The sequence below is a fragment of the Danxiaibacter flavus genome (assembly GCF_041060425.1).
Classification (GTDB): domain Bacteria; phylum Bacteroidota; class Bacteroidia; order Chitinophagales; family Chitinophagaceae; genus Danxiaibacter; species Danxiaibacter flavus.
In genome coordinates, this window is the sequence record NZ_JAULBC010000006.1 from 454409 (window position 1) to 479445 (window position 25037).

Consider the following 25037-nt stretch of genomic DNA (forward strand, 5'->3'; position numbering starts at 1 on the left):
ACCGCTATTTTTTAGAAGCATTTTCTTTGTTGTTTTGAGACGCAAACGTGAGTTTCCAGATATTACCACCATTATCTCCGTATTCCATAACATACACATCATTTCCAATAAGGATCGCATCTGTTGGCTGATCAAATCCTTCAACAATACGGGTTGTCCTTACAAAATAATTATCGGTCGCTGAATCATACATCAGGTGCAGGTGCAACAAGTCGGCTCCATCTGCCTCCAGTGGGGCCATCAAAGATGAGTTGGCACCTAAACTATATCTTATCACAAAGCCATCTCCGTTAAGATCATTGGGTAAAACCTTTTTCTTGTCGAAGAATAAACCTAATGGACAAGAATGCGCTGTGAAGGTGCTGATCGTTGCACCTGTTTGATCGCCGTCCAAAACTTTTCCTGTGTGACCACGATAAAAATTTGCATCAGGCCCAAGATTCTGAACACCGGGAGTAAACTTTAAACCCGGAGGAATTTTTGGAAATGTTGGATCATTATGAAAATATCTTACTTCCCACGAATGTGATGATCTGTTAATAAAAGGGTCCGTTGCAGGATCCGGTTTCCAGTCTGGAAATTGTTGGGGGTTTTCTAATCCGCCCATCATCCACGGGAATCCGTAATGGTGTCCCTGCCTGATCCAAAACATGTCTTCTGGCATGTCGTAATCACAGGAGTTTGAAACTGCAAAAAGATTTCCTTTTCCATCAATTGCTATGTCATATGCGTTACGAATGCCTTCAGCAAAAATGTAAGGTCGCGCTTGTGTTGTATCCAATGTCAGCAAAAGATTTTCTGTTTCAACAGGAAAACGGAAAATCTTTGAGGTCAGGATATTGTCGCGTTGATTGGGATACAAACCTCCATCGTCCTGTACTTCTCCATGATCTGTTCGTGCACCTGAATTCGCATAAACATATTTCTCATCAGCACTTAATTCAAGCGCATTCCATCCGTGATCGTAAATCGTTTTGTTCGCAGGATAGTTAACGGTATTGAACACAACTTTTATCTGCGAAACTGCAGTGTCCTTAAAGTAAACACGCACCATTCTTCCCGCTGTAGTTTGATGATTTTTATCGGGGACATTGCCACACAGGAAAATTGAATTGCCTAAAAACACCGCACCCTGCAACTGAGTAATGCCATGATCTTTTGATGACAGGATTTCCTGCGACGTTGGCTCCTTGCTTTCAATATTGTTTATTCTGTATACGCCGCCCTCCATCGTTGTGTACCATATTTCTTTTGTTACAGGATTTTGTAAAATGCGAATGCTGTTTGGTGCGGTCTTCATTACATATTTAATGGTAATGTCAGGATGCAGTGCTTGTGGAGCCCTTTCGGCATATTCATCCGTCGTCAATTTTTTAATGTATGAAACAAGGCTCCATCTTTCTTCTTCCGATAAAACATCTTTGAATGCCGGCATTGCACCTTTGCCTGTGCTCATCTTCCAGAACAAAGCGCCATCCGGTTCTTTTTTTATTGCCTGATCTTGAAAGTTGGCGGGTTTTTGATCCAATGAACGTCCTGCTGCTCCGTCGCCTCTGCCTGTCCTTCCATGACAGGACCGGCAGTATAGCATGTACAATTGTTGTCCTTTCAGTTCAATGTCCTGTGTTATTGTGAACGGACTTTTTAATAAAGATGCACTTTCCGGTGCGGTCCATACGGTAGACGGTTTTTCTTTGCTTGGGTTGCACGAGACAACCAATACAAGAAGAAAAACAACAATTGTGTTTTGTAATAAAAGAAGCAGGTTTTTGCAGTAAGCAATCGTTGGCTGTTTCATTTTTTGAAACGTAGTTTTTTATGAGCCGATCACTAGAATGGACAATTGAAAGTTGATAATTGAAAATTAACAATGTATCCAGCAACATGAGTTGATACTTGTCGAACCTGGTATCAAAAGTGATAGTGTTATGTCAACCGTAAAATTGTGGTGAGCTGCTTTTAAAAAATAAGCAACAGCAGTGCATTTGATCATCTTGAATTTTTACTTTTGACTTAACTCTGGTGAGTTGGTAACATAATAATCATACACTCACTTTTGCCAATTCCTCTTTCAATCGCCTGGCAACAATTTTTTCTTCGCCTGATTTCATTACCCACGCGGTCATGCTGATGTGATTGTCTTCATTGCCCACAATCTCAATTGATGGATCTCCGTTCCGCAAATTTTCCTGCAGTTGTTTTGTCGTGATCTTTACTTTAACCGGATCCCATGTTACATGCAGTGTTGGTGTGACGTTTCCCAGCTGTGGCACTTTTACTTCCGTAGTAATTCCGTTGATAGATCTCACTGCGTTTTCAATTGTTGCAATACGTGCTTCCCATTCTTTCCGTTCTTTATCATGATCGTAAGCAAGGTAATGTTCAAGCGCAACATACATGCCAACGATCTCTTCTTTATTCACCTTCATGCCGCGGCCAATCGTTGAACCTCGTGGCGGCATTGACAAACGCGCAGCTGCAATAATATCTTTTTTGCCCATCAGCAAACCTGCACTCTGCGGGCCTCTCAGCGCTTTACCACCGGAGATGGCAACCCAGTGAAAACCCATTTCGTTAAATTTCCACAGATTTGAGATAGGGGGAACATCGGCTGCAATATCGATTGAGGTCGGAATGTTGTGTTTCTTTCCGAGTGCTATCCATTCTTCATGCATGATCTTTCCTTTGTCTGCTTCAATGTTTAAGAAATGCATCAACGCCGTTTTTTCATTGATCGCTTTTTCTACATCGGCGGCAGTTTCGACCTGCACAATTTTGCAACCTGTGTTTGTGAGTGCATGATTGTAACCAATATCATGTGCCTTCTGACAAATTACCTCACTTTTCATCCCAGTACCTTCAAGATGCGGAAGCGCCTCGACTTTCTTTTCATCCATGCCGGTAAGAATTCCCGCGAGTCCAAGTGTCATTGCCGAGAATGCACCTGATGTTACAACGGCAGCTTCGGCTTTTGTCATGGCCGCAATTTTTTCTCCTACTTTATCCTGTAATTCGTCAAGCAAACAAAATTCGTGTGATGTAGAACGAATGGCATCAACAACTTCATCCTGCATTAATGAGCCTGTCATAAAAGTATACGTGCCGGCAGCATTGATGAAAGTTCTTACACCAAGTTCTTTAAACAGGTTTCTTTTCTTAGACTTTGACGCAGCATTGGTTGATTCGAATGGAAGCAAAGTACCTGCTACGGTTCCGACAAACGGAACGAGCGATAGATTTCTGAGTAAATCTCTCCGCTTCATTTTTAAGGTTTGTAAAATGAAACAATAGTTTAGATATAAGCCATGCAATCCATTTCTACCAATGAATTACCGGGAACACCACCTGCGGCTACGGCAACTGTTGTGCGTACAGGAGGATTTTTGCCAAAGCGCCCTTTGAACACTTCATTCATTCCCGCGTAATCTTTTATGTCGTTAAGAAATACACTCACCTTCAATACTTTCTCCATTGAGGAGCCCGCTTTTACCAATTGTTCTTCCATGGATTTCAATACATGATCGGTATGAGATTTTATATCGCCTTCAAAATGTGCGCCCTGTCCCGCTATAAATATGAGATTGCCGAGTTTGGTTGATTGGGAAAATAAAGGAACCTCCTGGTCGTAAACAATTCCGTCTACCTCTTTTTCATCGTTAGAATTCGTTTTTGCTTTTGCAACTAAACTTAAGCCGGAAACACCTACAAGCGAGGCGAAAAGTTTTCTCAAAACAGATCTGCGTTGTGTTTGCATGGTTTAAAAGATTTTGTTCAGATAAGATAAACAAAAAAATTGGTAAATAGGTATGTAAAAAATATTGAATATTTCGGTTGGAAGTGTCTAGAAGATGTTGAGCATCAACTTTGAAGGCTTAACTAAGCGAAGGTTTTTGAACCATATAAGGGACATAAGGGAATATAAGTTTTTCCGCTTCGCGGAACGGCCTGCTCTGCCGGGCCTCCAGACTCCGCAGTCTTACTCTATCGCCTGTGGCGATTAAGTGCAAAGCACAAATTGAAGAAAGCAATGAAATGCCGCCCGTTTGGTTATGTAAAGTCCTGGCAAAATGATTTTCAACAATCCCAACGCCATCACTAACCGCCTCAAATGGCCTTTTTTTATGTCCTATGTCTGCATGCATTCACTGATATCTGGCGTCGACTACACGAACACAACATCGGACCTTCCAAATTTGCAATAACAGGAATGATCAGGAAGATTGTCTATACCGGAAGTGTTAAATATGTTGTTACAAGCATGACAACGAGAACAACAAATCAAGAAGATGAAATCGGGAAAATAAATCGCAGGACCGTCCAGGAAATGTAAGATTCCTGAACTGGCACGGCACGTTTCCAAGGACAGCCTCGCCAAATAAATAAGCTAATATTCGATTGTGAATAGAATGTATAAATATACTGGGAAAATATAAGGCCGAAGAAGTGAAATTTCTCTTTATTTGTGCCTTATCATACGTGATTTTATTTTAAAATTGGTATTAAAGCGGCTAAAGTACTCACTAATACCTTTGATAACTGTAAAAAGATAGCTATGACATCTCAGGGAGAATGTAGATATTGCAAAAAGACGTTTAAGAAGACCAGCATTTCCAGGCATCTAATCGCAGAGCTAAAACAACGAGGACAGCAAAAAAAAGAAAAGGCAGGAAAATCTTTTCTTGTAAAAGTTGAACCGGATAAAAAGTATTATGGAGCCAGTGGATTCTTTTTATTCCTATGGTTAGATGGAGATGACACGATGGACAATATTGATATGTTTTTGAGAGATATATGGCTGGACTGTTGCGGACATCTGAGCGCTTTTTATAAACCCGTACAACGGAACAAAAGTGAGAATCAAGAAATTCATAGCCTAATGGAATTGCTTGAGAGTGGAGATGAAGCATTGCTTGAAAAACTAATGGAAGATAATTCTGGTGAAATTCCCTTTGAAGAAAAAGCAAAAGATATTTTATATAAAGATCTGCAATTGAAATATCAGTATGATTTTGGTACTACTACTTACCTTACCGTTACGGTTGTAGAAGAGTTGGCCTTTGCAGCTGTTGATAATGAAGTACTGCTATCACGTAATGAACCCCTGGAGATACTTTGTAGTGTATGTAGAAAAGAACCTGCTGTGAAAATATGCAGTGCAGACTGGGGCCTTTTTTGCGGCAAATGTGCTAAGAAGCATGCTAAAGAATGTGAAGAATTTGATGACTATGGAAAACTACCTGTTGTTAATTCTCCGCGTATGGGTTGTTGTGGTTATGATGGCGGACGCATTGATACAAAGCGTGACGGCTTTTTCAAAAAAAGGTAATTTGAATTTTCATTTCAAGCATAGCTTGGGCCTGTTGCAAAATAAGAACCTTGGCACAGTCATAATTGCGATGGGCTTTTGCGTTTGCTAACTATACTTGGGCTGATTGATGGAGGAAATGGAATTCAAATTAGCAGTTAATGTTTTCGAAGCCGCATAAGTAAGCATTATTTCCAATTATTTGGTGAAGTTTGCTTCAAGGCTTCGTCTCAATTAAACGCCCTCCTGAACTCCAATGGCGATAAATCCGTTTTCGCTTTAAACAGCTTACTAAAAGATTGAGGATATTCAAATCCCAGTGCATAGGCCACTTCACTTACAGATAAATTAGTGGTAGATAATTTTTCTTTTGCTTTTTCAATTAGCAGGTTGTGGATATGCTGCTGTGCATTGTATCCTGTTTGTGAACGCAGCATGTCACTTAAGTAGCTGGGTGAAAAATTCAATTGTTCTGCAAGATATTGAACAGTCGGAACGCCCTTTGTCAACAATATGTCGTCGTTGAAATATGCCTCTAAAACATCTTCGAGCTTTTGTAGTAATTCATTGTTGACTGCTTTGCGGGTTAGGAATTGACGTTTGTAAAAACGGTTGGCATAATTCAATAATAATTCAAGCTGGGCGATGATCACATCCTGGCTGAAATCGTCAATCCTGCTGTTTAATTCGTCTTCAATAAATTTAAAAACTGATGCGATGGTTGCGCTTTCTGTGTCGGATAAATGCAATGCTTCATTAACTGAATAGGAGAAGAAACTGTGCTGCTTAATCTTTTTGGCTAACGGATAGGAAAGGAGGAAGTCGGGATGAATGATGAGCGTATAACCAGGATCAAGCGTGGTCTCGTCATGACCGCCTATTACTTGGTTGGGCGAAGCAAACAGAAGGCCACCACCATCAAAGTCATAATATCCCTGGCCATATCTAACCCTTCCTTTGAAACTGGTTTTATAGGAGATTTTGTAAAAGCTTAGAATGTGCGGGCGGCGCAATTTTTCGATATCAATTTTGCTGGTGGTATTGTTAATCAGGCTGATCAATGGATGAACTGGTGGCGGTAGCCCGATTTTTTTATGTACGTCAGATATTGAATCTGGTTTATGTGGTGTGTTTTCTTCTTTCTTCATACTTGATTTTTTTTAGCATGCATTCTCCGTGCCACTCTGTGCCTGCTCTGCGAAACTCCGTGTAATTGTATTTTCTATTACATAGGAGAAAAGACAGGAGTAGACACGGAGTTGCACCGGGGTCTGCAAAAATGTAAGAATTGCTAAATTACCATGGAATTTCTCCTGTTTCAGGATTTAATTCTTCGCTAAAATATTTTCCTGTAGGGCCATCATCACCAATCACGGCATATTTAACAACGCGCGTTCCGGCTTCCTCAACGGTGCCCGTTCCACGATGCTCATTAAAATCAGTCTTCGTAAAGCCCGGGTCAACGGAGTTCACTTTGAACGGTGTATCACGTAATTCATATGCTAAAGCTACGGTGTACATATTCAATGCCGATTTTGAAGATTGATATACCGCGCCTTTATAATTGTAATAAATACTTGTCGGGTCACTAGCGAACGTTAATGATCCCTGGCTTGAACTCACGTTAACAATACGTGGCTCCGGTGCCTTTTGCAGTAAATCGATAAATGCCTGCGTAACCCTTACAACGCCAAATACATTGGTTTCATAAACTCTATTAAACTGGTCAATAGTAGCGGTAAGTGCTGTCTGCGGCCTGCCTCCGTTAATTCCCGCGTTATTGATCAGAACATCCAGTACGTCCGTTTTTTTACCGATCTCATTACGTGCTTCATCCACTGATTGCTGTTTACTTACATCGATTTGCACGGCTTCTACGTTGTTTAAGCCTTCAGCTTTTAGTTTTTCTACAGCATCCGAACCATTTTGCAGATCGCGGCTGCCCAAATAAACATAATAGCCTTTGTGAAGCAATTGACGCGCGGTTTCAAAACCGATACTTTTATTTGCTCCTGTTATCAATACTTTTTTCATTGCTTTTGAATTTAATTTCAACAGCAAAGTTCATTGCAGGTATTTCAATGGGTGTGTTCTAACTGAGGAATTTTGTGTTCAAATGCAAGATGTGGCCTCGGGCCGTATCTGGCGAAATTGGCGAATATGTTTTGTATTGCCGGAATCGACGGAAATGCTGTTGATGAACCTTAATTTGCCATAATGCGATGAATACAACTACTGGTTGTCAAATAACAACTAATAGTAGCGTAATAACAACCAGGAAGTTCCGCCGTTTTGCCATTCCCGGAATAAGCCCCAATATCTTTGTGGTGTTGAAAAAATAAAACAAAAAAGATAGTAGACATGGACACAAATACGATCGGCAACAAAATTGCCCAAGCACGAAAGGAAATGAATATGTCTCAGGCGCAACTGGCTCAACATCTGTTTATAAGCCCACAGGCAGTTGGAAAATGGGAGCGTGGAGAGTCAATTCCCGACATTGTTACCCTTAACCGCCTCGCAGAGATTTTAGGTGTTGACCTTAATTATTTCTCAGAAAATTTTCAATCAGTCGACGAAACGTCGACTATTAGGCGCATCGCGGCTAATATTGATGAAGAACAAGATGAACAGGAAGATGTCAATCTTCCAGGTTCATCGGAGCGGCAGCTGTTAACGGATTTCAGCGGGAGTAATCTGGTAACGAGCGACTTTGCCGGCGTTACCGCGCACAACAGGAAATTTAAAGCAAGTTCATTGCGGGGATCCGATTTCGCCGGGGCAGACCTGACCGGCAGCTCGTTCATGAGCAGCGATGTACGCGAAGGCAATTTCGACAGCGCAGATCTGACAGATTGCCTCTTGTCCACCTGTGACCTCACTGATGCGAGCTTTAACAAGACCATCCTTGTGCGCACTGAATTCAATAAGTCAGAGCTGGCTGGTGCAAAATTCACCGATGTAAAACTGATCGACGTGAAGCTGACGATCATCGACCTTAGAAAGACGATCTTTGAAAACTGCACATTTAATGATGTGGATTTTAAATATGCAGATCTGCGCGGAGTTTGCCTTAACGGGCAAACGTTTATCGGCGCCAGGTTTAACAAGTCGGCGCTGAACGAGGCTACATTTAAAGGAGCTACACTCAAAAATGTATCTTTCCGTTCGCCTTATGCGCTGACTAATAAATATTACAAAGCCATCGCAACCATACACTTTGAAGGCGCAATGATGGATAAACTCACATATGCTGCACTTAAAGGCCTGGGGGCCGATTTATCAAAGGTTGCGGTTATATGAAGCAGGCAATAAGAGGCAAGTAAATTTAAGTAGTAGAATTGTAAAAGTTCCGAAGCTCGCCTCTTGCCCTGAATGAGCACAAACAAGGGGCGAATATTCTGCAGAATTACTCGCGCCTTAGTTAGATTGATTATTATTTCGGTGTAAGACGTCCCTCGTTAGATACTGTAAAAATCGTTTATAAAAAATTAGTCGTCCGAATCAGGCATCCGGAATTTCGGGCTCAACTAACTTTGCCAGTTTTTCCAGTGATTCCTGCCAGCCTAAATAGCACATTTCAGCGGGTATGTTGGAAGGGATTCCTTCCTGTGTAATTTTTATTTCTGTACCTGCAACAGTTTTCCTGAGCCACACAGAGGTGGTCATTTCTCCTGGCATATTGGGATCATCAAACGCATCGGTATATTTCAAAAACTCATTGGGTTTGAGTTCCAGGTATTTGCCGCCAAATGAATGGCTGTTGCCTGTTGAAAAATTCTGGAATGACATCTTATGCGAACCGCCTGCTTCTACTTTTATTTCGTGAACGGTGCAGAGAAATCCATACGGAGGCAACCATGACGCGATTGCCGTAGCATCGGTAAATGCGCGATATAATTTTTCCGGAGTTGTTTTAAGCATCCTGTGTAGCGAAACTGCATTGTTGCTGGACATAAGATAGATTTTTGCTCCTACTCGTAAGGCTTTTCGGTGCCGCCCGTTTTTGTAGTGGTCGCTGCTCCACTTTGTGTTGGTTGTTAATTGAGTTCAACACAACAAAGATGATAAGAAGATTGAATTTTTATAGTGGCTGAATACGACAGTTTAAAGGTTAATTACGACTTTGTTGCAAGATCTTTATTCAAGAATTAAGACATTTATTGGACTTAAAGTTATTGATGCTTTAATGTTATCGTATATCGCAGAAAACCTTGTTTTACGGTCACTAAGGATGAAGATACTCTTCACTTTGCCTTTTGCATTTGCTCAATGGCAGTCCATCCCTCCGGTGTGATGCCCATGATCTCGGTAACAACACCCAACGTTTGATAAGTGTCGAAAAACATCATTCGCGCAATCGGGTGGTCAACTGTACTGATGACTTCACAACCCTGTTCACGCAAGTCATTGGTGATCCTCTCGAAATCGCTTACCGGCAATCTAAAAGCGAGGTGCTGAGTCCCTCCTGCGGGATATCGTGCGAGATAATCATGAAACATGCTTTGGCCCGAAAGCGGTTGAACAAGTTCGATAAAGGTGCCTCCGTTATAAGTCTGAGTGGTTAGCCAATCGCCCGCCACCACCTTGCCATAGTAGGTCATATTCAGATCCTGCGCGCTGAAATGTTCCGGTTGAGGAAAGCCTGCAATACCGAGTGTCTTCGAAAGGAACTTGACGGCAGCGTGAATGTCCGGAACCACCCAGCCTATTTGAGCAAATTCAAGTTCAGCGACGATGTTATTAATGTTGTTCATGTTTGTTTATAGTTAGGTTAGTGGAGGCATAAAATTAAAATACATTGGTTTGTCTCACAAGGCTATTTGCGCCAATATGAAGGCTGATTGCGACGGGCGAATGGCAGAAGTTGGGCAACGTCTGGCGCGAATGATGCGCAGGATCACTCGTTTCTATTAAATTTCTAGCCGAACGTATAGGCGTTTCAATTCTATTAGATGGTAGTCTTGTTTTCTGGTTCCGAGCTCTTCAGCGTTAGAAAAGATAAAAGTTTCGATTTTAGTCGAACTATCTTGTTTTCCCGGTCATAAAGCTCTTCAAAACGATTATAGAAGAAATTAGCGTTGTGTGTTAAGTCATTGTGTTTATGTTCATCAAGAAAATCAATTTCCTTCTGAATGTCCAGTAATTCACTATTGCATATCTCAAGTAATCCCTTGTAAATGCCCATCTTACTTTTAAATTAAAACACGAATTTATTTACAACTAACTGATATGATTGTTCGTCGGTATGCATATCAATAACTCGCTCAAACTCTTTTAAGAATAGCCCTGTTCCTTTAAGTTGAGCCTTTATTTTAAGTGCAAATAAATCATCTAAGAATAAATAAATTTCATTGATTTCTGTGTCATTAAAATCCATATTGTATAAAATTTAGTACCGTTTGTAAAGTGATTCTGGCGCGAGTGTTCCGCAGGATCACTCGTGTCTACTAGTTTCAAGCCGATTGTATCGGCGATTCAATGCGATAAACCCTCAAGTTTCAACAACCCACGACCGTTAGTACAATAATGCTTCGCGCTACTATATTTATAGTGCCGCGGCTCCCAAACCAATCCCGATCTTACCGGATTGTTGTGCAGGTAATTTAATCTCTGCGAAAATTTTTCACTTGTGTCCAGTTCTATCGGATGATAGTCATGCTTTCAGAGTATTTTAAACTGTCAGTGATAATTTGTTTGTAGCATTCCCTGCTGAATACATCGATCCAGCCGACAACGGTGAATGTCACAAAATGCGGAACAGCATCTTCGTTTACTTTGAATTTTGAAGACATAAGGTTTAGAGGCTGTGTTTCGCGCAAAAGTATGGATTTATTGTATTGGGGTATATGATATGTAACAGTGAAAGAATTGCCGATACAATCGGCTGGGAATTAGTAGACACGAGTGATTCTTCGGAACACTTGCGCCAGAATTTAAGAACACGTGCCAGCTCGTCTTTTGTAGTGCAAAATCGCCGATACAATCGGCTCGGGATTGGTAGACACGAGTGATCCTTCGGAACACTCGCGCCAGTTCTAATATTTCTTCTATTTTTACGCCCTAACTTCTTACACCATATATGAGCCTGCAATCTCTCTTTGCCGCCTTCAATAAATATCTTCCCTTAACTGATGAAGAAAAAGACGCGTTGAGTGCCTGCACAACCGAACGCCGTCTTCGCCGCAGACAGTTGATTTTGCAGGAAGGAGAAATATGTAAGCATTACACTTTTGTGGTAGATGGATGTTTTAAAAAGTATCATGTAGATACAAAGGGAGTGGAGCATAACCTACAGTTTATCGCCGAGAATGATTGGATCACCGAGGTTGATAGTATTCATAATGTGAAACCAAGCCGCATGTTTATTGAGGCGATAGAACCGGCCACAGTGCTACAAATTGCGCAGGGAGATCTCTATAATTTGCTTTCCCGGTATCAGAAAATGGAACGCATATTTCGGGTGATCATTGAGGATCGTTATGTTGCGCTTGAAAATCGATTATTGCAAACGATCAGCGAGACTGCGGAAGAACGATATCTTTCTTTTATGGAGCAGTATAGCAATTTGTCCTCGCGTTTGCCCAATACACAAATAGCATCTTATCTCGGTATTACGCCTGAATTTCTTAGTAAGATCAGGGGTAATTTGTCTAAAAAGACCGAAAAGTCTTAAACCAGATTAAGTCTTTTTCTTAAACTTCTTTATGGGTGCGGTTGCTCGTTTTAGTTCAATTTTGGTGAAACGAACATTGAAACAGAAAATTTATGGAAGCAATAGCAACACAACGGGCGGATTTCAACCAATTGGGTACTTTATATCCACCTCATGCAGATGTAACAGTTCAGGCTGAGACAATCAATGGTGTTTCTTCTCACTGGTTTATCCCGGAAGGGAAGCAAGACGGAGCAATAGCTATTTATCTTCACGGTGGTGGGTATATCATGGGAGGTATTGATTCACACAAAAATATGCTTGCACATGTCGCGGCTCATCTCGGCATTCGTGTGTTGCTGGTTGAATACCGGCTTGCACCGGAACATCCCTTTCCTTTTGGCGTGGAAGACGCGGTTGTTGTTTACGATTATCTTGTAGAACAACAACAGGAGATTTTTATCATTGGAGACAGTGCTGGTGGAGGTCTCACGGTTGCTGCAATTAAAAGCATGACCGTAAAAAAACGACAGTTGCCTAGAGCCGTAATACTGCTTTCTCCATGGATTTACCTGGAAGCTGATACGCCATCTTACAAAATAAATGCAGCAAACGATCCAGTGCTTAATCAGCAAGGCGTAAAAGAATATGCCGAATTGTACCGTGGTTCACGACCGCTTAAAGAGGTGAGCTACGATGATCAATCATTACAACAATTTCCGCCGGTATTGATTCTTGTTGGGTCGGGTGAAATATTGCTGGATGACAGCAGGGATTTTCATGCGTCGGTCAGCAGCATTCAACCCAATTCAGTATTATCTGTACATAATGATGCAACGCATGTGTGGCTGCTTAGCGATATTCATTCATTCCATGCGAAGTATGCGCTTGCGCAAATGAAGGCTTTTCTGAGTTTGTAGAAATGTCGGTTGTTGGCGCGAATGACGTTATAGAACATTCGCGCCAGTCATGTAAGGTTCTTGTTTTATTTCGATTTCTCGGTTGACAGTTTCCATTCAGGACGAATGTAATGACATGTATAACCGTATGGATTTTTTTGCAGATAATCCTGGTGTTCTTCCTCTGCGTCCCAGAAATCCGTTGCAGGCGCCACTTCTGTAACGATTGGTTTTGACCATACGTGCGCCGCATTCAATTCCTTAATCAGGTCGACGGCTGTGTTCTTTTGTTCTTCACCCAGATAAAAGATGGCCGAACGGTATGAGGTACCGACGTCATTACCCTGCCTGTTAAGCGTTGTAGGATCATGAATCTGAAAGAAGAATTCCAGCAGTTTGCGATAGGATAACTTGTCTGAGTCAAAGGTGATCTTTATGCCTTCCGCATGAGATCCGTGATTCCGGTACGTGGCGTTTGGAACATCGCCGCCGGTATAACCTACACGTGTCTTTGTTACACCTGGAAGTGCACGTATCAGCTCTTCAACACCCCAAAAACATCCTCCGGCTAAAATTGCGGTTTGTATTGCCATATAAAGTTATTTACCTGATTAGTCTGCACTATCTGTGCCAAAGGCTGCAATGCCATTCTTACAATATTCTTTCTGCAGAACACGGAAAATCTGTCATACTTATCATTCACATTCTGGCAAGTTATCATAAAGAAGCTGATCTGTTGCGATTATATTGTATTTTGCCATGACTTTCTATCAGTGCTTGTAGACAGCAATATTTGCTATGTTGTTGTCTTTCAATAAGCCGGGACCGTTAATTTTGAATACCTATGTCCATGTCATTCCAAACATATCTTCGTACGAACACCAGTCTTGCTGATGAAGACATTGATCTGATTTGTTCCGTTGCAATGTCAAGGTCGCTTCATCGCAATGAGTTGTTACTGCAACAGGGCCAGATCTGCCGGCACAAAATATTTGTGGTAGATGGATTACTGCGCAATTATGGAATAGCGGAAGATGGCAGTGAGCATATTCTTCAGTTTTCTCCGCAGCATACCTGGACTTTAGATGTGGAAAGCTATGACCGCCAGACACCGTCGCAATACAATATTGCTGCTGTAGAAAGAAGTGAAGTGCTTCTCTGGACCAAGGCTGATTTTGATGTTCTGCTTTCGGATATACCCGCGTTTAAAATGCTTTCCCAACAATTGATTTCGCACAACATCTACAACAGCAGGCAACGGCTATTGACTGCATTGAGTGCTACGCCGGAAGAAAAATATGAGGATTTTGTTCGCAACTTTCCCGATTTGCTTTCAAGGCTCCCGCTGCACATGATTGCGTCTTACCTGGGCATTTCACTAAAAACACTCACCCGTATCCGGCATGCGCAAATACATCGCTAAAATCAGCTAGTAAAAGAGTTAATATAGTTACACAGGAGACCCATGGAGGAGTCACAGGGTTGCACTGAGATGCATAGGCGTGTCTAAACCTGAATACTTCGAACTTCGTAATTCACACTGACTTCGCTACACAAAATAAGCGTGTCTAAACCTGAGTACTTCGTAATTCGTACTTCATACTTCGTACTTGCAATTATGGTCAAATGACCACCTTTTCGCGTATGTTTTGTTTCAATTTTGTTGTCAATAAAATTATCATGCATATGCGCGTATTTGTTACAGGAGCTTCGGGGTTTGTAGGCTCCGCAATTGTTAAGGAACTTTTACAGGCTGGTCACCGGGTACTTGGAATGGTGCGCTCGGACAGTGCTGCTGAAGAACTGGCCAAAACCGGCGCCGAAGTTTACCGCGGCAACCTGGAAGACCTGGAAAGTATTCAAAAAGGAACGGCAGGTTGCGATGCTGTTATTCATACAGCCTTTAACCATGATTTCAGTCGTTTTAAAGCCAATTGCGAAGATGACCGCAAGGTGATACTTGCTTTAGGTGAAGCGCTTGCAGGTTCTGCTCGTCCGTTGGTCATCACATCAGGTGTTGGGTTGCTAAGCTACGGCAGACCCGTGACCGAAGATGACAAGCCGGCTGGTTCCGATATTATTCCCCGGGCAGCTTCCGAAGAAGCAGCAAATGCCGTTGCTGAAAAAGGTGTAAATTCTTACATCGTCAGGCTTCCGCCAACGGTTCATGGAAAAGGTGATCATGGATTTGTTCCGATCGTAATCGGGATAGCCAAAGAAAAAGGCGAATCTGCTTATATCGGCGAGGGGAGCAACCAATGGGCGGCAGTTCACCGTTTAGATGCTGCTGTGCTTTACCGGTTGATTATTGAAAAGCAACCGGCGCAAAGAATTTTTCATGCCGTAGCGGAAGGCGGTATCCCGTTCAACAAAATTGCAACAGCTATCGGAAAAGGATTGAATTTACCAACAGTAAGCAAAGAAGGAAAAGATGCTGAAGATTATTTTGGCTGGTTTACACATTTCGCTAAAATAGATTGTCCCGCGTCCGGTGAACAAACACGCTGGTCATTGGGCTGGGAGCCCGGACAGCAGGGATTGCTGGAAGATTTAGTTCCGGGAATTTATTTTTAGGAGAGGGCTCAACTTGTTTTTTATCTGTCCTACACCGGTGAGGTGTAGGACAGATAAAAAACTGGCAGCTTCTTCCTCAAACCTTTCTATTTAAAATTATTTCCCTTCACGACTTCCAACGGGCATTTTCTGTGGTGCAGTGGTTGGTCCGTTTACCACGAGCAAACTATCTTTTGTGATTTCCATTTTATCAATAAATACAACCCGTTCATCACCGGTTTTATTGGTGCGTCCGTGATATACACAGTACATTTCACCATCAGGTAATTCCAATACCATATTGTGTCCGGTGCCGGTTACATTCCCGCCACTGTCAATATTCTTTTGCAACACAGGATTATTGGCAGCTTTCACAAAGGGACCCAAAGGGTTTTTTGAAATAGCGTAACCAACCGCGTAATTTTTTCCACCAAAGAAGTTGGCTGAATACATCAGGTAATAAGTGTCATTCTTTTTAATGAGATAAGAACCTTCTGTCCAACGGCGGTTTACTTCTTTTGATGTCACGGAACGGCTTTCCCATTCGGCTTGCTTATCGGTTATTTTAGTTGGTGGTTGCAACAATAAAACAGGTTGCCCAATTACACCGGAAAAGTCGGGTTTTATCTCAACGCCATATACCCAGCTTTCTTCCACTTCATTAAAGATCTTTTCCTTTTTTGCCCAGTCTGCTACATCACTTTTTACAGGATGTTTATAACAACAGCGTGAATAGTATAAATATGTTTTGCCCGACGCGTTATCAAAATATACATTGGCATCGATAATTGGATAACCCGGATCAAATATTGGTCTATCACTAAGTTCAATAAATGGCCCTGTGGGTTTGTCAGCAACCGCAACTCCTATGCGAAAATTCTCTTTTTCATTTGTAGGATTTTGTTTCCAGTTGGCACTAAAAAACATATAATATTTTCCATTGCGCTCGTATACTTCCGGAGCCCAGAAGCTGCTTTCTGTCCATGATTTTTCAGTCGCACCGGTATATACCAGTCCTTCATTTTTCCAATGAACAAGATCATCTGATGAATATGTTCTAAAACCTGTGGCTTCTGAAGTTCCATACATATAATATTTTCCGCTTGATGCGTGCAATATAAAAGGGTCGCCCAATGCCACGTTTAAAGGATTGCAAAAAGTGGTTGAGATTGAATCTGATGCTGCCTTTGGGTTCGCATTTTCTGGTTGAGGATTGTTGCAAGCTGCAAGCAGTATGATCGAGAAGCTGATCAGCATATTCTTAACATAAAACATTAGTCAATAGTTTTTATTGCCTGTCAAGATATGAAATATAAGTTTTGAAAGCTAAGTTGTAGTAACTAATGTAATCTCATATCGAGGTTGCAAAAAATCATTTTTCTGTCGTTTTTTATTTTATTTTCGGATGATCATGTATTCAGATGCATGAGCTGCAAATCATTTTTTATTTCCATCAACGAATTACTTGCTATGAGAATATTTCTGATAACACTTCTTGCTTTTATTTTATCATCCGCACAGGCGCAGCAAGCCATGGAGAATATGTGGGATAAAACTTCTGTTGCTAAAGAACATCGCGATCTGCAATGGTTTAAAGACGCCAGGTTCGGGCTGTTTATACATTGGGGACTCTATTCTCAATTGGCAGGCAGTTGGAAAGGGAAAAGATATTATGGCAGTGGTGAATGGATCATGCATCAGGCTAAAATACCGGTTAAAGAATATGAACAGGTAGCAAAAGAATTTAATCCAACTGACTTCAATGCTGACGCCTGGGCGCAACTGGCCGAAGACGCGGGTATAAAATATATGGTAATAACGGCAAAGCATCACGAAGGTTTTGCAATGTATGATTCAAGGGTGAGTGATTTTACGATAGTTAAAGCATCGCCGTTCAAAAAAGATCCGATGAAAGCACTGGCTGATGCCACGCGGAAAAGAAACATACGGTTTGGATTTTATTATTCGCAATTTGTTGACTGGCACGAAACAAATGGCGGGGGAAATGAATGGGATTTTGACGCAAATAAAAAGAATTACCAATTGTATTATCAACAGAAAGCTATTCCGCAATTGAAGGAGTTGCTGACGCAATATGGCCCGCTGAGTATTGTATGGTTTGATCTTCCTGGCGGACTCTCCAAAGCAGAAACTCAAAGCCTGGTTGATAGTTTACATGCGCTGCAACCACAAAGTCTATTTAGTAGCCGGGTAGGGCAGGGACTGGGTGATTATAAAGATTTTGGTGATTCAGAAGTGCCGCCGGTTCCCATTAAAGGTGCATGGGAGTCCATCTATACGCACAATGATTCCTGGGGTTATATTGAACATGATATGAATTTTAAAACCTCAGGCGAGATCATACAGTTACTGGCAAATGTTGCATCTAAAGGAGGAAACCTGATGCTGAATGTTGGTCCGGATGGCAAAGGAAACATTCCGTATTATTCAAAAAAATACTTAGAAGAAACAGGCAAATGGCTTGTAGTAAATGGTGAAAGTATTTATAGCACTACAGCAGGTTTTATACCGGCGCAACCGTGGGGTGTTACTACCGCAAAGCCAGGTAAGTTATTTTTGCATGTGTTTAATATGCCGCAAAACGGAAAGTTACTGGTGCCCGGCTTCAGGTCTGGCGTTGACAAAGTATATGCGTTGGCAGGCAAAAAACAACTCAGTTTCAAGCGAAGGGAAAACGACATCATAATAGATCTTTCTGCTTCAACCAAAGCTCCGGCTGATACCGTTTTTGTTGTAGAATACACTGATGATAACAAGCAGCCGGCTTATGATATTACTTATCCTGTTACCGTTTCACAGCAATATGAAACAAATAATATTGATGCTGTTTTTGCAAAGACGAATGGCAAGGCAAAAGTAGAAAGCCTCACTTTTAGTCATTATTTCGGTGATTGGAAGCATGCTACATGCGTTACTGAAATGGCTACTGCAAATGATGATGTTACATTTCAAATTCGGGTTGCTGATCCCGGCGATTATAAAATAGTATTAGAATACGCTTGTCCGCAGGGTAGTGCAAACCAGGAAGCAACATTGGAAATAGCCGGCAAAAAATATTTCTTTAAAACATTACGCGCCTCCGAATTTGAAAGTAGTGCGCCTTTGTTATTCATCAAACATCCTGTCGCAATAGCCGGTATTAAGGAAAGTGGAATTTATACCATTACAATCCGGCCAAATCAGGAAGGAAAGGAGTTGTTTAAATTAAAAACGATATTGTTAGAGCCAGCCAAATAACGCTGCTTTGTCCGGTTAGAAATAGCTTTTTGTTTTTCCGGACAAACAAATTATCCGGGCAAAAAAGTCCTTTAAATAATCGGCGATACGTTCGCTTTTAAAATTTGTAATCCTTCAAATATTTCATAGCTTCCTTCATTTAATACCAATCCCAACGAATTATGAGTCGATTGATTGCCACGATTTCCTGTCTTTTATTTTCCTGCCTTGTAATTGCACAAACCAAAATTGAACCGGTACAAACAGTTTTTAGCGGACTGATCTTTCCTCCGCAACCTCAACATACACATGGCAGCAGTATTGTAAGTCTTCCTAACGGAGATGTATTGGCGGCCTGGTTCCAGGGCAGCGGAGAGCGTACGGCGGATGACGTAAAAATAATGGGTGCCCGCCTGAGAAAAGGATCAAAAACATGGTCCGCGCCGTTTGTTATGGCTGATACCTACGGATTGCCAGATTGCAACCCTGTTTTGTTTCTCAACAATCATAACAAGTTATTTCTTGTGTGGATCGCCGTGCAGGCGCATCGTTGGGAATGCTCTGTACTGAAATACCGCACAGCCGTTCGTTACACGGACAGTATCGCGCCCGAGTGGAACTGGCAGGATAATATTTTACTTGCGCCTTCAGATAGCTTCGCTATAGAGACCGCAAATAAATTTAAACAGCTTCAGAAAAATGGACATGGAACTGCATCATATGCACCATCATACGACAACATGATTGTAGAGGCCAGTCACGATTTTGCAAAAAGAAGTACCGGATGGATGACCAGGATAACGCCACTAAAATTATCTACAGGCAGAATCCTGTTGCCGCTGTATTCAGATGGCTTCAATATGTCGTTGGCAGCCATTTCCGATGATGATGGAGATACCTGGCGCGCAAGTCTCCCTATTGTAGGTAGGGGCAATGTTCAGCCTGCTTTTGTACAGGATAAAAATGGTGATCTTGTTGCGTATATGCGGGATAACGGTGATGCACCTTCGCGGGTGCAAGTCAGCAAATCCGTGGATAATGGTCAAAGCTGGTCAGCTGCACAAAAAACAGATATCCCGAATACGGCGAGTGTAGGTTTAATAAAGTTGAATGATAAGCGCTGGGCGTTTGTTGGCAATGATGAATCTGACGGACGATACCGGTTAAGTTTTTTCCTGAGCGATGATGAAGGCCAAACATGGCGATGGAAAAAAACATTGGAGAACGTACCAAAAGATAGTGGTAGCTTTTCATATCCCTGCCTTATTCAATCTGGTGATGGCCTGGTGCACATCAGCTATTCCCATTCACTTGGCAAAGCAGGCGAGTCAATAAAGTATGTTGTGGTAGATCCTGCAAGTATTAAATGAACGGCGATGTAAATTGGAAGTTTACAAATTCTGAGTTTCTGCGGTTGCTGATTATCAGATATTTTGCTGTAGGGTGATGTTTTATTAGAGTGCACCAAAAAATGATTTATCATTTATCCCTTTGAAACATCATCACAATGCTGCATTATAGTCTGTTTACCTTAGCATGCACTTGTTTGCCAATTATTTTTTATATTGAGTATATAAAATCTCTGAAATATGAACACACGTGTTTCTAATGAACAGAGGAATGACAGCAGCATCGCGGTTGCTAATTTCGTTGGACAACGGGAACATGATAACGATGTTACACAATTTGCAGATGGTAGTTTTGAAATGGCCGCTCAGAGACAGGAGCACGATAGTATCAACATGAATGCCCATGCGAAGCAATTGAAGGCATTCAAAGATATGGCAAATAACAGCAGGCCGGTTAAGCAATTGCGTGTTTACCAGGCAATGGCAGATCAGCGCAACCCTCCTGTTGTCCAACCAAAAGAACGCAATACAGGTTTGCCAGACAATTTGCAATCAGGTATAGAAAATCTTTCCGGATTTTCAATGAATGATGTAAAAGTTCATTACAACTCAGACAAACCAGCCCGGTTGAATGCGCTCGCCTATGCGCAGGGAACGGATATTCATATCGGCCCCGGCCAGGAAAAACATTTGCCTCATGAAGCATGGCATGTAGTACAACAAAAGCAGGGACGTGTAAAGCCCACCATGCAAATGAAAGGCAATATGCAGATCAATGATGATGAAGGACTGGAAAAAGAAGCTGATGCAATGGGAGGGAAGGCACTACATACAGTACATTCTATAAACGATCAGGATAAAATATTATCAAATGCAACGGCGGGAAGTTTAGATATTGCTCAACGGGTGAGAGGGGGAATAGAGTACACTGAGCATGGAGGAACAGAACTTCATCAGTGGCAACCTTCTGCTGTAGGTGGCCTTGCTGTACACAATGCAGCACCGCATGCAGTAAGCATTGTAGGTTCTTATGTAACTTTTTACGCTGTACCAATGGGCACTTACGACGTAGCTGATGCAGATAACGGTGATTATATAGCATTGCAGGCGGGTTTGACGAGGCTCGAAAATGACGTGGAGTCTGCCGAATGGATAATTGAACGGCATGGCCATAATTATACGAAGGATAATTTTATACTTAGAGTGGGGCAGGATTGGATCGGGCTTTGGTCGAGAAGAGAAGCGCTCAGACAGGCGATCGTTGCAGAGCAGGGCCTTCATGCCGGTAGTCAGATTGTTTTCCGGGAAGGTAATAGTGCGGCCCATCTCACACAGGCAACCGCCGCACGGGTGTTTGATTATGATCCGCGGGGAACATTGGGTTCAGTTCAAATTACATTGGGATACAAAGGAAGCGCTACTATAGAAAACATAGCATTGAGTAATGTTTCTAAATATTTGGCGGGACGAAGTGATGATGCGGATATACGGCGGGAACGTGTAGGAGGAGCTGGTGTAGGAACCAGGATACTTGATAAATTAACTACTGACAACCAATGGATTAATGCAAGACAGTTACATACATCCCTGATGGCAGATATGACGGCCGTAGAACCGGGCATATTTAGCGATATCTTCACAACCTCACAGTTGGCAACTGTGCAACTAATGGTATTGATGGATACTATGGCCAGACTGGCCACCAATGATGCTGGTTGGGGAGGTCAGTCGAGTGCTAAAAATATACAACGCTATTTCCCAAAATCTGCCCGTGATAGTTATGTGAGAGAGATGCTGGGAAGCGATGTGAGTGATCTGCGCATAGCCACTATTCGAGCCAGACTTAATGCTGCAATTGCGGCCAGTACAGCCAAATTTTTTGCTGCACTGGATGCTATCAAACTGCCGGTGGGTGCATTTCAGGAAGCCAATCCTGCCGATGTTGTAGCTGCTAATTTGCTGCATAGTATTGCTGGTTCAACCGGGGCAACCAGGACGGGCCATGAGAACTCACTCAAAACCGTACTTCTTGGGACGCAACCAAACTTCGTTGCTACTGCTCAGGATATTATTAAAGCGTATACCGATACAACAGTGAATAGCCAGGAGCAGCACAGAGGTAACAACGTGGCCAACGGCTATGAATATCTTGTTTCCGGAAAGGCTCCTCACATTGTTGCCAGAGGTAATGGAGCCGTATTTGAAGATCGGGATGAAGTCGTTGTTGCTGGTGGGGACCTGGGGACCTGGCAGGAAGATAATCCTGTACGGATGGCAATTGCTTCTCTGTTGCGGGGCGCCGAATAAAGGAACGAAAATTAATTTATAACTATTCTCAATCGCCCCATACTGTGATCACGATTTTCCTCGGGCCACCAAAATTTCTATGTTCACAAAGATAAATTCCCTGCCAGGTGCCCAACGCAAGCCGTCCCTGGCGAATTGGGATCAATACGGAGCTGCCAAGGATGGATGATTTCAGGTGAGCAGGCATATCGTCTGGCCCTTCATCATTGTGCCGGTAACCGGGATCATTTTCCGGCACAGCCTTATTGAAATAAGTCTCAAAATCAACTCTTACCGTAGGATCAGCATTTTCATTGATGGTAAGCGATGCACTCGTGTGCCTGATGAATACCTGGCACATGCCGGTTGTTAACTGCGTAATTTGCGGCAGTGCCAGCAATACTTCCTGCGTAATGATATGAAAGCCTCTTTTACGTTCTTTTAAGTGAACCTCTTGCTGAAACATTTTCATGATAGCGAAAGTACATGTAATGTGGCAAAGGAGGTTGAAGAATGTCAGATGAGAACTTGTTTTGCACCTTCAAGGTGTAGGACAAGTTCTCATTCTATTTTGCAAAGGCTATGTGCCCTGCATTTCAAAAGTATAGGGCACATAGCCTTTTTTAACTTACAACCCCACTCTCAATAATTGTAAAACTTTTACGCTCACAGTCAATTTCAGCCTCAACACCATAAGGTATAGTGAATACCGGATCTGTATGGCCAAAATTCATGCGTGATAGAATGGGCATGTCGCTTCGGCCATATTCATCCCCGATAATTTTTCTTAAAGCGTTTTCGTATCCAAGAAATTCTGCTTCGATTTTTTGTCCTCCGGGTATGCCAAAAATAATTCCCCTGGCTTTGTCCCATATTTCCTGGGTACCAAGACTTCTGAGGAAGTATTCGAAAATGTTGCGTGGCAACTGCGTTTCTGCAACTTCAAGGAATAGAAGCGAATCATCCCAGCCGGTTTCGCCGGGCCACAACGCTGTGCCATTGAGTGTGATTAATGTTTGTATGCAACCACCGAAAAGTCTGCCTTTTATCACGCCGCTGCCTTGCAAGAGTTTACGTCCGTCTGACTTTTGAAGCCTGCGTTTTATAAGCTGATTGTCAGGATTGAACCAGTCAAGAAATTCATTGGTCCATACGTCTGAATCTTTTATCTCTCCGATTGCATCGGGCGATAGAACTGCTTTGGTAAAGTATTCTGCTACATAGGGAAATATACCCTGATTTTCTGCAAAATTGGCCATGATGCCCGGGCCGTAAAAAGATGTTATTCCCGCTTTACAGCAACATAAATGCGATACCGTTGTGTCTGAATATCCGACAAAAACTTTAGGGTTAGCTGAAATAATATTCAGATCGAGATAAGGCAACATGCGTATGGAATCATCACCTCCGATTGTTGAAATAATACCTTTGATAGAAGGATCTGCAAAAGCTTCCATTAGATCCTCAGCGCGGGCTTTGGGATTTTTCTTAACCCACTCAAGGTCCTTGAGTGTATGTTTCATCTCAACGACGGTTAATCCGAATTGATTCTCCAACTGCTGTTTACCGGTCTTGTAACGGTAGGGAAGCGCGCCAGCTAAACCCGCTGAAGAGCTTACTGCTGCGATCTTGTCACCGGGCGAAAGCCGCACCGGTTTCATTAGCTTTTGCATTCTCTCAATTATTTATTATTGCTGCTGCAATCTATTATTTTTCTTCATGTGTATTTGTGTTTGCCAGGAAGATGTTCTTACGACAGCTTTTTTGCAGAGTAAGGCGCTTGTATAAAATAGAAAACATGCTTATTTTGACAAGAGGAATAATGTTGTCAGGTTCGGACATCTTTTGACAAGTCAAGAAACATAAACGCGTTTGAAGAGCTCACTCGCTGATAGCCTGCGATGATCTAAACTGCTTAATGAAATAAATAGTAAATGAAAATAAAAGAACTGCGGATCATTCTTACGGTAGACAACCTGGAGGAAATAATTAAGTATTATCGTGATGTAGCCGGCCTTAAGACCTCAAAGGAATGGCACGATCCGGAAGGTAACGGCATTATACTTGAGGCCGGTAAGGCTTCATTGGAACTGATTGATAAAGCTCACGCGGACCGCATTGACGAAATTGAAGTCGGTAAAAGGGTTGCAGGACCTGTCAGGTTGGCATTGAACATTGGAGAAAATATTGAAGATGCTGCCAGGATCTTTATAAACGGCGGCGCGATTAAGCTGGCGGATGTAAAGCAGGCGCCGTGGAGCAAAGTAATGCGGCTGGAAGATCCTTCTGGCATGCAGTTTACATTGTTTGAAACTTCTACCTTATTTGATTGACTCAAATGATCAGCATTGAGTACTAGATAGGTTTTACCGTCAGCTAGATTTGAATACGGGGAGTCGATATGATTGTCGGATAATGGTTATAGATATACTTCCGTCAAACAAATCCCGAAGCCCGCCTGACCGAACGGGCAGGGGATGAAATTATTATCGAAAGATATACATACCTGGATTTAAACCCCGACGGGATGATATAGAAAAGTGTCACCCCGTTTGGGGTTTGAACAAATAGCTTAGGCATTTTCTATAATAATTTCATCTCTCTGGGATGGCCTGAGTCCAGCCTAATCTCCTTAATAAAATTAAGTTTAAGTGACGTGACTTGCGAAAGAACTTGCCTTTTCACATTTAGGTGCATGATATGATTCAATATCATTTACTTGAGAGGCTAAGTAAAAGTAAGCGAGTTGAAAA

General features: G+C 42.1%; 23 protein-coding genes. 10 read left to right on the forward strand and 13 right to left on the reverse strand.

Going from position 1 to position 25037, the window contains the following annotated elements; all coding sequences use genetic code 11:
- Positions 1–4 precede the first annotated feature (4 nt).
- From QTN47_RS18995 to QTN47_RS19005, 3 genes are all read right to left on the reverse strand, one after another.
- Positions 5–1798: a c-type cytochrome gene (locus QTN47_RS18995; RefSeq protein WP_369330988.1), complete on the reverse strand. Its 1794-nt coding sequence runs from the start codon at positions 1796–1798 to the stop codon at positions 5–7.
- Positions 1799–2042: 244 nt separating this feature from the next.
- Complete coding sequence (locus QTN47_RS19000; RefSeq protein ID WP_369330989.1) at positions 2043–3263, reverse strand: selenocysteine synthase; 1221 nt, start codon at positions 3261–3263, stop codon at positions 2043–2045.
- A gap of 29 nt (positions 3264–3292) precedes the next feature.
- Positions 3293–3754, reverse strand: coding sequence for a RidA family protein (locus tag QTN47_RS19005; RefSeq protein ID WP_369330990.1), 462 nt, complete (start codon positions 3752–3754; stop codon positions 3293–3295).
- Positions 3755–4552: 798 nt separating this feature from the next.
- Here QTN47_RS19005 and QTN47_RS19010 point away from each other — a divergent pair.
- Complete coding sequence (locus QTN47_RS19010) at positions 4553–5326, forward strand: hypothetical protein (protein WP_369330991.1); 774 nt, start codon at positions 4553–4555, stop codon at positions 5324–5326.
- A 209-nt stretch (positions 5327–5535) separates the two neighbouring features.
- On the opposite strand, the gene QTN47_RS19015 is transcribed toward QTN47_RS19010, so the two are convergent.
- Positions 5536–6453 (reverse strand): helix-turn-helix domain-containing protein, encoded by a 918-nt coding sequence (locus QTN47_RS19015; RefSeq protein WP_369330992.1) that lies wholly within the window; start codon positions 6451–6453, stop codon positions 5536–5538.
- Positions 6454–6601: 148 nt separating this feature from the next.
- Positions 6602–7339, reverse strand: a complete 738-nt coding sequence (locus QTN47_RS19020) for an SDR family oxidoreductase (protein ID WP_369330993.1) — start codon at positions 7337–7339, stop codon at positions 6602–6604.
- A gap of 327 nt (positions 7340–7666) precedes the next feature.
- On the opposite strand from QTN47_RS19020, the gene QTN47_RS19025 reads away from it, so the two are divergent.
- Positions 7667–8608 carry a pentapeptide repeat-containing protein gene (locus tag QTN47_RS19025; RefSeq protein ID WP_369330994.1) on the forward strand — a complete coding sequence of 314 codons (942 nt, stop codon included), beginning with the start codon at positions 7667–7669 and terminating at the stop codon, positions 8606–8608.
- Positions 8609–8809: 201 nt separating this feature from the next.
- Here the strand turns inward: QTN47_RS19025 and QTN47_RS19030 are convergent, their stop codons facing one another.
- The 4 genes from QTN47_RS19030 to QTN47_RS19045 all read right to left on the reverse strand — a co-directional run bounded on the left by QTN47_RS19030 (position 8810) and on the right by QTN47_RS19045 (position 11100).
- The gene (locus QTN47_RS19030) at positions 8810–9262 is read right to left on the reverse strand and encodes an SRPBCC family protein (RefSeq protein WP_369330995.1); all 453 of its coding nucleotides are present in this window, start codon (positions 9260–9262) and stop codon (positions 8810–8812) included.
- A 290-nt stretch (positions 9263–9552) separates the two neighbouring features.
- Positions 9553–10062, reverse strand: coding sequence for a VOC family protein (locus QTN47_RS19035; RefSeq protein ID WP_369330996.1), 510 nt, complete (start codon positions 10060–10062; stop codon positions 9553–9555).
- A gap of 443 nt (positions 10063–10505) precedes the next feature.
- Positions 10506–10685: a hypothetical protein gene (locus QTN47_RS19040; RefSeq protein WP_369330997.1), complete on the reverse strand. Its 180-nt coding sequence runs from the start codon at positions 10683–10685 to the stop codon at positions 10506–10508.
- 262 nt (positions 10686–10947) lie between these two features.
- Positions 10948–11100, reverse strand: a complete 153-nt coding sequence (locus QTN47_RS19045) for a hypothetical protein (protein ID WP_369330998.1) — start codon at positions 11098–11100, stop codon at positions 10948–10950.
- A gap of 287 nt (positions 11101–11387) precedes the next feature.
- Between QTN47_RS19045 and QTN47_RS19050 the strand changes: the two genes are divergently transcribed.
- Positions 11388–11981 (forward strand): Crp/Fnr family transcriptional regulator, encoded by a 594-nt coding sequence (locus QTN47_RS19050; protein WP_369330999.1) that lies wholly within the window; start codon positions 11388–11390, stop codon positions 11979–11981.
- Between the two features lie 92 nt (positions 11982–12073).
- Entirely contained in the window at positions 12074–12880 is an 807-nt protein-coding gene (locus QTN47_RS19055) for an alpha/beta hydrolase (RefSeq protein WP_369331000.1), read from the forward strand.
- Positions 12881–12945: 65 nt separating this feature from the next.
- On the opposite strand, the gene msrA is transcribed toward QTN47_RS19055, so the two are convergent.
- The gene (gene msrA, locus QTN47_RS19060; RefSeq protein ID WP_369331001.1) at positions 12946–13452 is read right to left on the reverse strand and encodes a peptide-methionine (S)-S-oxide reductase MsrA; all 507 of its coding nucleotides are present in this window, start codon (positions 13450–13452) and stop codon (positions 12946–12948) included.
- Positions 13453–13709: 257 nt separating this feature from the next.
- Between msrA and QTN47_RS19065 the strand changes: the two genes are divergently transcribed.
- Both QTN47_RS19065 and QTN47_RS19070 read left to right on the forward strand, forming a co-directional pair.
- Positions 13710–14282, forward strand: a complete 573-nt coding sequence (locus QTN47_RS19065; RefSeq protein WP_369331002.1) for a Crp/Fnr family transcriptional regulator — start codon at positions 13710–13712, stop codon at positions 14280–14282.
- A gap of 263 nt (positions 14283–14545) precedes the next feature.
- Positions 14546–15433: an SDR family oxidoreductase gene (locus tag QTN47_RS19070; protein ID WP_369331003.1), complete on the forward strand. Its 888-nt coding sequence runs from the start codon at positions 14546–14548 to the stop codon at positions 15431–15433.
- Positions 15434–15529: 96 nt separating this feature from the next.
- Here QTN47_RS19070 and QTN47_RS19075 read toward each other — a convergent pair whose 3' ends face one another.
- A complete protein-coding gene (locus QTN47_RS19075) occupies positions 15530–16687 on the reverse strand; it encodes a glycoside hydrolase family 43 protein (RefSeq protein WP_369331004.1) in 1158 nt (385 codons plus the stop codon).
- 195 nt (positions 16688–16882) lie between these two features.
- Between QTN47_RS19075 and QTN47_RS19080 the strand changes: the two genes are divergently transcribed.
- The 3 genes from QTN47_RS19080 (at position 16883) to QTN47_RS19090 (ending at position 22305) form a co-directional block, all read left to right on the forward strand.
- Positions 16883–18670, forward strand: coding sequence for an alpha-L-fucosidase (locus QTN47_RS19080; protein ID WP_369331005.1), 1788 nt, complete (start codon positions 16883–16885; stop codon positions 18668–18670).
- Positions 18671–18831: 161 nt separating this feature from the next.
- Entirely contained in the window at positions 18832–20019 is a 1188-nt protein-coding gene (locus QTN47_RS19085; RefSeq protein ID WP_369331006.1) for a sialidase family protein, read from the forward strand.
- Between the two features lie 219 nt (positions 20020–20238).
- Entirely contained in the window at positions 20239–22305 is a 2067-nt protein-coding gene (locus QTN47_RS19090; protein ID WP_369331007.1) for an eCIS core domain-containing protein, read from the forward strand.
- Between the two features lie 28 nt (positions 22306–22333).
- On the opposite strand, the gene QTN47_RS19095 is transcribed toward QTN47_RS19090, so the two are convergent.
- Together QTN47_RS19095 and QTN47_RS19100 are read right to left on the reverse strand one after the other, a co-directional pair.
- Complete coding sequence (locus tag QTN47_RS19095) at positions 22334–22756, reverse strand: secondary thiamine-phosphate synthase enzyme YjbQ (protein WP_369331008.1); 423 nt, start codon at positions 22754–22756, stop codon at positions 22334–22336.
- 151 nt (positions 22757–22907) lie between these two features.
- On the reverse strand, positions 22908–23957 hold the full coding sequence (locus QTN47_RS19100) for a S66 family peptidase (RefSeq protein ID WP_369331009.1): 1050 nt from the start codon (positions 23955–23957) through the stop codon (positions 22908–22910).
- A 261-nt stretch (positions 23958–24218) separates the two neighbouring features.
- Here QTN47_RS19100 and QTN47_RS19105 point away from each other — a divergent pair, with 261 nt between their 5' ends.
- Positions 24219–24617 carry a VOC family protein gene (locus QTN47_RS19105; RefSeq protein ID WP_369331010.1) on the forward strand — a complete coding sequence of 133 codons (399 nt, stop codon included), beginning with the start codon at positions 24219–24221 and terminating at the stop codon, positions 24615–24617.
- Positions 24618–25037: the final 420 nt, after the last annotated feature.